Origin of the sequence: Pseudomonas sp. UYEF17, assembly GCF_040546125.1 — a bacterium.
In the GTDB taxonomy this organism is placed as follows: Bacteria; Pseudomonadota; Gammaproteobacteria; order Pseudomonadales; family Pseudomonadaceae; genus Aquipseudomonas; species Aquipseudomonas putida_Z.
The window spans coordinates 84,170-94,673 of record NZ_JBEPNE010000020.1 but is presented as its reverse complement, the minus strand read 5'-3'; the positions used below and the strand labels follow the sequence as shown (position 1 = coordinate 94,673).

9 protein-coding genes are annotated in these 10,504 nt (G+C 62.8%); all 9 read left to right on the top strand.

Features of this window, described 5'->3' with window-relative positions; translation table 11 throughout:
• The first annotated feature begins 195 nt into the window (after positions 1-195).
• The 9 genes from ABIB24_RS23155 (at position 196) to ABIB24_RS23115 (ending at position 10,062) form a co-directional block, all read left to right on the top strand.
• On the top strand, positions 196-366 hold the full coding sequence (locus tag ABIB24_RS23155) for a hypothetical protein (RefSeq protein ID WP_371106056.1): 171 nt from the start codon (positions 196-198) through the stop codon (positions 364-366).
• 160 nt (positions 367-526) lie between these two features.
• Positions 527-1,267: a flagellar basal-body rod protein FlgF gene (gene flgF / locus ABIB24_RS23150; RefSeq protein WP_025340097.1), complete on the top strand. Its 741-nt coding sequence runs from the start codon at positions 527-529 to the stop codon at positions 1,265-1,267.
• A 47-nt stretch (positions 1,268-1,314) separates the two neighbouring features.
• The gene (gene flgG / locus ABIB24_RS23145) at positions 1,315-2,100 is read left to right on the top strand and encodes a flagellar basal-body rod protein FlgG (RefSeq protein WP_013973621.1); all 786 of its coding nucleotides are present in this window, start codon (positions 1,315-1,317) and stop codon (positions 2,098-2,100) included.
• Between the two features lie 50 nt (positions 2,101-2,150).
• Entirely contained in the window at positions 2,151-2,846 is a 696-nt protein-coding gene (gene flgH / locus ABIB24_RS23140; protein ID WP_015271238.1) for a flagellar basal body L-ring protein FlgH, read from the top strand.
• Between the two features lie 12 nt (positions 2,847-2,858).
• Positions 2,859-3,968, top strand: coding sequence for a flagellar basal body P-ring protein FlgI (locus ABIB24_RS23135; protein ID WP_434739001.1), 1,110 nt, complete (start codon positions 2,859-2,861; stop codon positions 3,966-3,968).
• Between the two features lie 11 nt (positions 3,969-3,979).
• Positions 3,980-5,134 (top strand): flagellar assembly peptidoglycan hydrolase FlgJ, encoded by a 1,155-nt coding sequence (gene flgJ / locus ABIB24_RS23130; RefSeq protein WP_289514613.1) that lies wholly within the window; start codon positions 3,980-3,982, stop codon positions 5,132-5,134.
• Positions 5,135-5,146: 12 nt separating this feature from the next.
• Positions 5,147-7,189, top strand: coding sequence for a flagellar hook-associated protein FlgK (gene flgK / locus ABIB24_RS23125; RefSeq protein ID WP_354317306.1), 2,043 nt, complete (start codon positions 5,147-5,149; stop codon positions 7,187-7,189).
• A 13-nt stretch (positions 7,190-7,202) separates the two neighbouring features.
• On the top strand, positions 7,203-8,765 hold the full coding sequence (locus ABIB24_RS23120; RefSeq protein ID WP_354317305.1) for a flagellar hook-associated protein 3: 1,563 nt from the start codon (positions 7,203-7,205) through the stop codon (positions 8,763-8,765).
• A gap of 367 nt (positions 8,766-9,132) precedes the next feature.
• Positions 9,133-10,062 carry a ketoacyl-ACP synthase III gene (locus ABIB24_RS23115; protein ID WP_025340093.1) on the top strand — a complete coding sequence of 310 codons (930 nt, stop codon included), beginning with the start codon at positions 9,133-9,135 and terminating at the stop codon, positions 10,060-10,062.
• Positions 10,063-10,504 lie beyond the last annotated feature (442 nt).

The following is a 10,504-nucleotide window of genomic DNA, read 5'->3' as shown; positions in this document are numbered from 1 at the left end:
AGGAGCAGCCTTGTGCTGCGAAGAGGCCGGTACTGACAAAGCCTGTCTGTTGCTTGTACCGGCCTCTTCGCAGCACAAGGCTGCTCCTACAAAGGGCGCGTCAGACGAGCGATATTTGTTCTCTGCGCTGGCTTGCCTGCGATGGGCCCAAAGGCGGCCCTGAAATCTTGAAGGTTCACGCTCATGAAACGGCTAATGCTCACAGCCCTGCTGGCCATGGCCCTGCCGCTCGCGGCCGCTCCCGCCCCGTTCTACCAATGGCAAAGCCTGGCCACCGGTCGCTACATGTGCTCGGCCAGCAGCCCGGGCGAGGGCTGGGTGCGCCATTCCGGCCCCTACAACAACGCCGCTTGCCGCACCTTCTGAGCAAACCCTTGCCGCAGGCGGCAAACATCCGCCGACAAACTGACGTTTTATGCTCGTCACCACGCTGAAACCCCCGTAAACAAGGGCTTTCAGACTTGGTTCGATTATTGCTTTGAACCTGCCCAGTGACAGCGCGGCAGCTACGCGCAGAGGAGATGCTGTGGACAAACTGCTTTATGTGGCCATGACCGGCGCCAGCCAGAACGCGCTGGCGCAGAAGGCCCACGCCAACAACCTGGCGAACATTTCCACCAACGGTTTTCAGCGTGACCTGGAGCAGGCACGTTCGATGCCGGTGTTCGGCGACAGCTTTCCGTCGCGCGCCTTTGCCATGACCGAGCGCCCGGCCACCGACTTCAGTGAGGGCCCGATGGTCGAGACCGGCCGCGACCTGGATGTGGCGGTGACCGGCAAAGGCTTCATTGCCGTGCAGGCGCCCGATGGCAGCGAAGCCTACGTGCGTACCGGCAGCCTGAACATCGACGCTCTTGGCGTACTGCGTGCCGGCAACGGCATGCCGGTAATCGGCAACGGCGGCCCGATCGCCATTCCGCCGGAGCAGAAGGTGGAAGTGGGCGCCGACGGCACCATCAGCATTCGCTCCATGGGTGAAGACCCGCGGGTGATGGCCGAGGTCGACCGCATCAAGCTGGTCAACCCGGACACCAAAGGCATGACCAAGGGGCTGGATGGGTTGATCCATACCCGCGACGGCCAGCCGGCCGACGCCGACGTCAACGTGCGGGTGGTGTCGGGCTTCCTGGAAGGCAGCAACGTCAATGCCGTCGAGGAAATGACCTCGGTGCTGGCGCTGTCCCGTCAGTTCGAGCTGCACGTCAAGATGATGAACACGGCCAAGGAAGGCGATGAAGCCATGGCTCGGGTTTTGCAAATCGGCTAATCACTTTTGAACGGGTGCCGTAAAACAGGCGCACGAGGAGAATCAACATGCTTCCGGCTCTTTGGGTCGCTAAAACCGGCCTGTCCGCCCAGGACACCAACCTGACGGTCATTTCCAATAACCTGGCCAACGTCTCGACCACCGGTTTCAAACGTGACCGCGCCGAGTTCCAGGACCTGCTGTACCAGATCCGCCGTCAGCCCGGCGCCCAGTCGACCCAGGACAGCGAGCTGCCCTCGGGCCTGCAGGTCGGTACCGGTGTGCGTATCGTCGGCACCCAGAAAAGCTTCGTCGCCGGCAGCCTGCAGACCACCGAAAACCCGCTGGACATGGCGGTCAACGGCCGTGGCTTCTTCCAGATCCTGCAGCCGGACGGCACGGTTTCGTACACCCGTGACGGTACCTTCCACCTGAACTCCGACGGCCAGATCGTCACCGCCAACGGTTACGCGCTGGAGCCTGCCATCGTCGTGCCAAACGACGCGCAGACCTTCACCGTTGGCCAGGACGGCACCGTGTCGATCACCACCGCCGGCAACCCGGCTGCGCAGGTGATCGGCAACATCCAGACCGCCGACTTCATCAACCCGGCCGGCCTGCAGGCGATTGGCGACAACCTGTTCCTCGAAACCGCCGCCAGTGGCGCGCCGCAAGTCGGCACCCCGGGCCTGAACGGTTTCGGCACCACCCTGCAGCAGACCCTGGAAAACTCCAACGTCAGCACCGTGGAAGAGTTGGTGAACATGATCACCACCCAGCGTGCCTACGAGATGAACTCCAAGGTCATTTCCACCGCTGACCAGATGCTGTCGTTCGTTACTCAACAGCTCTGAAGCAGGCAGCTCTAACCCCGTCACTCCGTTGCACCCGTGAGGTAAGCGTCATGAATCGTCTGTTGTCCGTTTTCGCCCTGGGGGGGGCGGTGTTGCTGGCAGGTTGCGTCGCGCCGACGCCCAAGCCCAACGACCCGTACTACGCGCCGGTACTGCCGCGCACCCCGTTGCCGGCAGCGGCCAACAACGGTTCGATCTACCAGGCCGGTTTCGAGCAGAACCTGTACAGCGACCGCAAGGCGTTCCGGGTGGGTGACATCATCACCATCACCCTCAACGAGCGCACATCGGCCAGCAAGAACGCCGGCTCGCAGATCCAGAAAAACAGCAACGCCAACATCGGCCTGACATCGTTGTTCGGCACTACGCCGAACACCAACAACCCGTTCGGCAGTGGTGACCTGTCGCTGGAGGCCGGCTACAGCGGCGAGCGCGCCACCAAGGGCGACAGCAAGGCCACTCAGGGCAACACCCTGACCGGTTCCATCACCGTGACCGTGGCCGAAGTGCTGCCCAACGGCATCATCGCCGTGCGCGGCGAGAAGTGGCTGACCCTGAACACCGGCGAAGAGCTGGTGCGCATTGCCGGCATGATCCGCGCCGACGACATCGCCACCGACAACACCGTGCCGTCCACTCGCGTGGCCGACGCGCGCATCACCTATTCCGGTACCGGCTCGTTCGCCGATGCCAGCCAGCCCGGGTGGCTGGACCGCTTCTTCATCAGCCCGCTTTGGCCTTTCTGAGTACGGATGACCATGTTCAACGTGAGGCAGCTGATTGCCGCAACCCTGCTACTGTCCTGTGCCTTCGGCGCCCAGGCCGAGCGCCTGAAGGACATCGCCAGCATTTCTGGCGTGCGCTCCAACCAGCTGATCGGTTACGGCCTGGTGGTGGGGCTCAATGGCACGGGTGACCAGACCACCCAGACGCCGTTCACCCTGCAGACCTTCAACAACATGCTGTCGCAGTTCGGCATCAAGGTGCCGGCCGGCTCCGGCAACGTGCAGTTGAAAAACGTTGCGGCAGTGTCGGTGCATGCCGACCTGCCGGCGTTCGCCAAGCCAGGCCAGGTGGTGGACATTACCGTGTCCTCGATCGGCAACTCCAAGAGCCTGCGCGGCGGCAGCCTGCTGATGACCCCGCTCAAGGGTATCGATGGCAACGTCTATGCCGTGGCCCAGGGTAACCTGGTGGTGGGCGGCTTCGATGCCGAGGGCCGTGACGGTTCGAAGATCACCGTCAACGTTCCGTCGGCCGGTCGTATCCCAGGCGGCGCTACCGTCGAGCGTGCAGTGCCGAGCGGCTTCAACCAGGGCAACAGCCTGACCCTGAACCTCAACCGCCCCGACTTCACCACTGCCAAACGCATCGTCGACAAGGTCAACGACCTGCTCGGCCCAGGCGTGGCCCAGGCCGTGGACGGCGGTTCGGTGCGGGTCACTGCGCCGATGGACCCGAACCAGCGCGTGGACTACCTGTCGATCCTCGAGAACCTCGAGATCGACCCAGGCCAGGCAGTCGCCAAGGTCATCATCAACTCGCGCACCGGCACCATCGTCATCGGCCAGAACGTCAAGGTGTCGCCGGCCGCGGTGACCCACGGCAGCCTGACCGTGACCATTACCGAAGACCCGATCGTCAGCCAGCCGGGGCCGTTCTCCAATGGCCAGACCGCCGTGGTGCCGCGCTCGCGGGTCAACGCCGAGCAGGAAGCCAAGCCGATGTTCAAGTTCGGCCCGGGCACCACGCTGGATGAAATCGTCCGTGCGGTGAACCAGGTGGGCGCAGCGCCCAGCGACCTGATGGCCATTCTCGAAGCCCTGAAACAGGCCGGCGCCTTGCAGGCCGACCTGATCGTGATCTGAGGACGGCGCGGATGAACAGCAAAAGCCTGGTTTCCGGCAGCGTCGACAGCGGCGCCTACACCGACCTCAACCGCCTCAGCTCGCTGAAGGTTGGCGACCGCGACAGCGAAGCCAACGTGCGCAAGGTGGCCCAGGAGTTCGAGTCGCTGTTCATCAGCGAAATGCTCAAGGCCTCGCGCAAGGCCAGTGACGTGCTGGCCGACGACAACCCGATGAACACCGAAACGGTGAAACAGTACCGCGACATGTACGACCAGCAGCTGGCCGTGAGCATGTCCCGCGAAGGTGGGGGTATCGGCCTGCAGGACGTGCTGGTGCGCCAGCTGACCAAGGGCCGCAGTGCGTCCATCAACACCAGCCCGTTCCCACGGGCCGAGGCCGGTGGCCCGGCATTGTGGGGCAGCAAGGTGGCGGAGCCGGTGCATGCCGCTGATTCGGCGTCTGGCCGCAACGATGTTGCCGCGCTCAATGCGCGACGATTGGCACTGCCGAGCAAGCTCACCGACCGCCTGCTGGCTGGTATCGTGCCGTCGGCGGCGACTACCAATAGCGCTGCCGTACCGGCCCGTGACGGCCAGCAAGTGGCCAAGGCCTTCGCCGTGCCGGACAACGGCCTGCGCATACTTGGCCGCGCCGTGGCCCAACCGCCACTGGCCCCGAACAAGGCCTTTGCCGACAGTGACGAATTCGTCGCCACCATGCTGCCGATGGCCGAGCAGGCTGCCAAACGCATTGGTATCGACCCGCGCTACCTGGTGGCCCAGGCCGCCCTGGAAACCGGCTGGGGCAAATCGGTGATGCGCAATACCGATGGCAGCAGCAGCCACAACCTGTTTGGCATCAAGGCCACCGGCAACTGGCAGGGCGAGCAGGCGCGGGCGATCACCAGCGAGTTCCGTGACGGCCAGTTCGTCAAGGAAACGGCGGCATTCCGCAGCTACGACTCGTATCAGGACAGCTTCCACGACCTGGTAAGCCTGTTGCAGAGCAATTCCCGCTATCAAGATGCCCTGAATTCGGCCGATAACCCTGAGCAGTTTGCAAGAGAGCTGCAAAAGGCAGGTTATGCGACCGACCCGGGCTATGCGAAAAAAATCATCAGCATCGCCCGGCAAATGCAAGCAACCCCGCAATACGCCATGGCTGGCAGAACCACGAATCTATAAAAGGACTAAATCATGTCGAGCCTGATTTCCATCGGCCTGAGTGGCCTGAGTGCCAGCCAGGCGGCATTGTCGGTAACCAGTAACAACATCGCCAACGCCGCTACCAGTGGCTATTCGCGGCAGCAGACGATTCAGGCAGCGGGCCCTTCGCACAATATCGGTGCGGGGTTCCTGGGGACCGGTACCACGCTGTCGGATGTGCGCCGCATCTATAGTGCCTACCTGGACAACCAGCTGCAGACCGCCACCTCGCTGCAGGCCGACTCGGTCGCCTTCCAGGACCAGATCACCAGCGTCGACAAGCTGCTGGCCGACCGCGACACCGGTATCAGCTCGGTCCTTACCGCATTCTTCTCGGCCCTGCAGACCGCAGCGGCCAAGCCCGGTGACGTCGCCTCGCGGCAGCTGCTGCTGACCCAGGCGCAGACCTTGAGCAACCGCTTCAACGCGGTGTCCACGCAGCTGAACCAGCAGAACGAGGTGATCAATTCCCAGCTCGATACGCTGGCGGGGCAGGTCAACAAGCTCACCGGCAGCATCGCCGAATACAACAAGCAGATCGCCGCGGCCAGCGGCACCGGCAACACGCCCAACAGCCTGCTGGACGCACGCAGCGAAGCCGTGCGCCAGCTCAACGAGCTGGTCGGTGTAACGGTGCAGGAGCGTGACGGCAACTACGACGTCTACCTGGGCAGTGGCCAGTCGCTGGTCACCGGCAACAAGGCCAACACCCTGTCGGTACAGCCGGGTACCGCCGACAAGAGCCAGGCCAGCCTGCGCATCAATTATGAATCGTTCAGCTCCGATGTGACCTCGGTGATCACCGGTGGCACCATCGGCGGCCTTTTGCGCTATCGCCAGGATGTGCTGACGCCGTCGATGAACGAGTTGGGCCGCGTTGCCCTGGTGGTCGCCGACAGCATCAACAGCCAGCTGGGCCAGGGCCTGGATGCCAATGGTCAGTTCGGCAGCTCTCTTTTCTCCAGCATCAACAGCGCTACCGCCATTGCCCAGCGCAGCCTGGCCTCGTCGAACAACAGCTCCGGCTCTGGTAACCTCAACGTGACCATTGCCGACAGTGGCAAGCTGACCACCTACGACTACGAGGTGAAGTTCACCAGCGCCAACCAGTACAGCGTGCGCCGCTCCGACGGTACCGACATGGGCACCTTCGACCTCAGCGCCGACCCGGCACCGGTGATCGATGGCTTCAGCCTGTCGCTGAATGGCGGCGGCCTGGCGGCAGGGGACAGCTTCAAGGTGATCCCCACCCGTTCGGCAGCTGGCAGCATCACCACCACCCTCACCGATGCCAACAAGCTGGCCTTCGCCGGGCCGATCAGTGCCGCGGCGGGCAGCGGCAACAGCGGCACCGGTACCATCACCCAGCCAACGCTGGGCGAATCGCTGGACATCTATGGCGGTGCCGATACCGCGCTGGTGCAGCAGGCGATACGGGACTCGATGCCGGTACGCGTGGTGTTCGACGCCGCCAGCGGGGGCTCCCAGGGTTACAAGCTGTACGATGCCAAAGGCACCCAGATAGGCACCGGCAGCGTGGTGCCAGGTACGGACAACAAGCTGTCGGTGGCCGTGCCGATGCGCGATGCCAGTGGTAACCCGATTCTCGATGGCAGTGGCAACCCACGCACCTTTGCGGTCGAGACCACCATCGGTGGCAGCCCAGCGGCCAACGACAGCTTCACTCTGTCGTTCAATGCCGACGGCAAGGCCGATAACCGCAACGCCACGGCGTTGCTGGGCCTGCAGACCAAATCGACGGTGAATACCGGCTCCGGTGGCGGTACCAGCTTCACCTCGGCCTATGCCTCGCTGGTCGAGCGTGTGGGGGCCAAGGCCAACCAGGCCTCCATCGACACCACGGCGACCCAGGCGGTGCTCAAATCCGCTAGCGAAAGCCGCAGCGCGGTGTCCGGGGTGAACCTGGATGACGAGGCGGCCAGCCTGGTGAAGTTCCAGCATTACTACACGGCGTCGTCGCAGATCATCAAGGCGGCGCAAGAAACCTTCAGCACCCTGATCAATGCCTTGTAAGGAGTAGACTCTCGTGCGTATTTCCACTGCTCAGTTCTATGAGTCCAGCGCCAATAGCTACTCCAAGAACTTCTCCAGCATGAACAAGACCAACGATCAGGTGACGTCGGGTATCCGCATCCAGACTGCGGCCGATGACCCGGTCGGCGCTGCGCGCCTGTTGCTGCTGCAGCAGCAGCAGTCGCTGCTGGATCAGTACGGCAGCAACATCAATACGGTGAGCAATGCCCTGCTGCAGGAGGAGAGCGTGCTCTCCACCATCAACGATGCCATGCAGCGTGCCAGTGAACTGGCAATCCGCGCCGGTGGCGCCGGGGTTACCGATTCTGACCGCGTGGCCATCAGCACCGAGCTGAAAGAGATCGAGGCGAACATTTTCGGCCTGCTCAACTCGCGCGATGCCAATGGCGACTACATGTTCGGCGGCTCCAAGAGCACCTCGCCACCCTATGTGCGCAACTCCGACGGCACCTACAGCTACCACGGTGACCAGACCCAGTTGAGCCTGCAGGTGTCCGACACCCTGAACCTGGCGACCAACGACACCGGTTTCACCATCTTCGATTCGGCCAGCAACAAGAGCCGCACCCAGTCGACGCTGCTGGTGCCGGCCACCGACGATGGCGTGGTCGGGGTGTCGCCAGGCCTGATGACCTCAAGCAGCCGCTACAACAACAGCTTCACTGCGGGCCAGCCGTACAAGCTGACCTTCACCAGCGCGACCCAGTACGTCATCACCGACGCCAATGGCAACGACGTCACCGCTGAAACCCCCACCAACGGGACCTTCGACAGCAAGACCGAAGGTGCCAACCGCATTGCCTTGCGTGGCGTGGAATTCGAAATCACCGTCACCCTGGAGGAGGGCGCCGATGCCGATGCCGCCGTGGCGGGGCGTGAGTTTTCTCTCGAGGCGCGCCCGGACTCGTTCAACACCACCCGCAGCGCCGGCAACACCTCCAGCGCCCAGGTCACCAGCAGCACCGTGACCGACCAGGCCGCGTATCGCAGCACCTTCCCTAGCAATGGTGCGGTGATCAAGTTCACCGGACCGGGCAGCTACGAGTTCTACGCTCAGCCGATGACAGCCGACAGCAAACCGGTGGCCACGGGCACCTTCACTGCGCCGGCGTTGACGGTGGCGGGTGTGACCTACCAAGTCTCCGGTTCGCCGCAGGCAGGTGACCAGTTCGCGGTCACGGCCAACACCCATCAGAACCAGAATGTGCTGGAAACCATCAGTCAGCTGCGCGCGGCGTTGGACACACCGGTGACTGGTGCTGGCCAGGCCAATGCGTTGAAGGATTCTGTGGCTTCGGCGATCGCCAACCTGGCCAGTGCCCGTGAACAGGTCGACATCACCCGTGGTTCGATCGGTGCCCGAGGCAATTCGCTGGAGATCCAGCGTCAGGAAAACACCAGCCTCGGCCTGGCCAACAAGACCACCCAGAACGCCATCGGCAACACCGACATGTCCCAGGCGGCCATCACCCTGACCTTGCAACAGGCAATGCTCGAGGCCTCGCAACTGGCGTTCTCGCGCATTTCCCAGCTGAGCCTGTTCAACAAGCTCTGATCGGCCGTTTGAAAAGATGGGGCTGCTTTGCAGCCCTTCGCGGCGCGCCCGCTCCCACAGGAACTGCATGGGCCTCACGCTCATGCCAAGCCTGTGGGAGTGGGCGTGCCCGCGAAGGGGCGCAAAGCGGCCCCGGCTTTTTCCTGTCTGCGAAAACCCCAGTCCGCACACCCTCGCCACGGCTTTCGTAGCATTTCAATGTGACCAATGAGTCAAAACGGTCATCTTCCCTGTATTCTATGCAACAGCTGTTGCAGCATTTTGTTACCGGTGCGCAGGCGAACACTGCCTTCAGGTGACGCTCCGGTATTTGGCGCCCTCAATTCATCGAGTGGTGGTCTTTGGCTGTTTTCATTGGGAAGCCAGAATGATTGGCATCAAAAGCATCGCGAGTTACGTGCCCACCGCTGGTCTGGACAACTACGTCCAGGGTGCGAAGTTCGGCAAGGACGAAGAGTTCATGTTCGGCAAGATCGGCGCATCGTTCCTGCCGCGCAAGGCTGCCGAACAGGAAACCTCCGACCTGTGCGTGGAAGCCGCCCAGGCGCTGTTCGCCAGCAACCCCGACCTCGACCCGCAATCGATCGATGCGCTGATCGTGGTCACCCAGAACGGTGACGAAGAAGGCCTGCCGCACACTGCCGCCATCGTCCAGAGCAAGCTTGGCCTGTCCACCCGCGTGGCGGCGTTCGACGTGTCGCTGGGCTGCTCCGGCTACGTCTACGGCTTGTACGCCATCAAGGGCTTCATGGAAGCGGCGGGGCTGAAGAACGGCCTGCTGATCACCGCCGACCCGTATTCGAAGATCGTCGACCCGGAAGACCGCAACACCACCATGCTGTTCGGTGATGCCGCCACGGCCACCTGGATGGGTGAGAACGCGGTCTGGAACCTTGGCCAGGCGCGCTTCGGCACCGATGGTTCCGGTGCCGAGCACCTGAAGGTCAGCGATGGCAAGTTCTTCATGAACGGCCGCCAGGTGTTCAACTTTGCCCTGGTCAAGGTGCCGGCGCACCTGCACGAACTGCTGGATGCCAGTGGTCTGAAGTCGTCGGATATCGACGCCTTCTGCATCCACCAGGGCAGTGCGGCGATTGTCGATGCCGTGGCCCGGCGTTTTGAAGAGGACCACCCGGAGAAGTTCGTCAAGGACATGCTGGAAACCGGCAACACCGTGTCGTCCAGCGTGCCGCTGCTGCTCCAGAAGCACATGCTCGACGGCAGCTGGAAGCGTGTGGCGATCAGCGGCTTTGGCGTGGGCTTGTCGTGGGGTTCGGCCATCCTGTATCGCGACTGATCCCCAGCAGTTCAAAAAAAGCGCCCGGCGGCCACCGCCCGGCGCTTTTTTCATACCTGAAAAAAATGTCTCGCCCCACTTCAGGCTCTGTGAGGCAACTGTCCAGCTCAAAAACCTGAAAGCCTGCGCCACTCCCTGTGGGAGCGGGTTCACCCGCGAACACCGGCGAAGCCAGTGCCAGCCACCGCGTCGCTTTCTTCGCGGGTAAACCCGCTCCCACACGGGGAGGGTAGTGCTGCTGGGAGATGGCATTTAGCCTGCTCTTGAACGGTTTTTGACGCCAATAAATCGCCCTTAACCCCTTGATTTCTCAGGGCTGGCCCCATGCCAGCATTTTTTTTTCAAAAAGACCCTCAAGCAACCTGCGCACCCGACGATAACTATTACGAAGGTTCTCTAGGCCAATCCGGCGGTTGCCAAGGCCGGAAGCCGCAGTACCCAT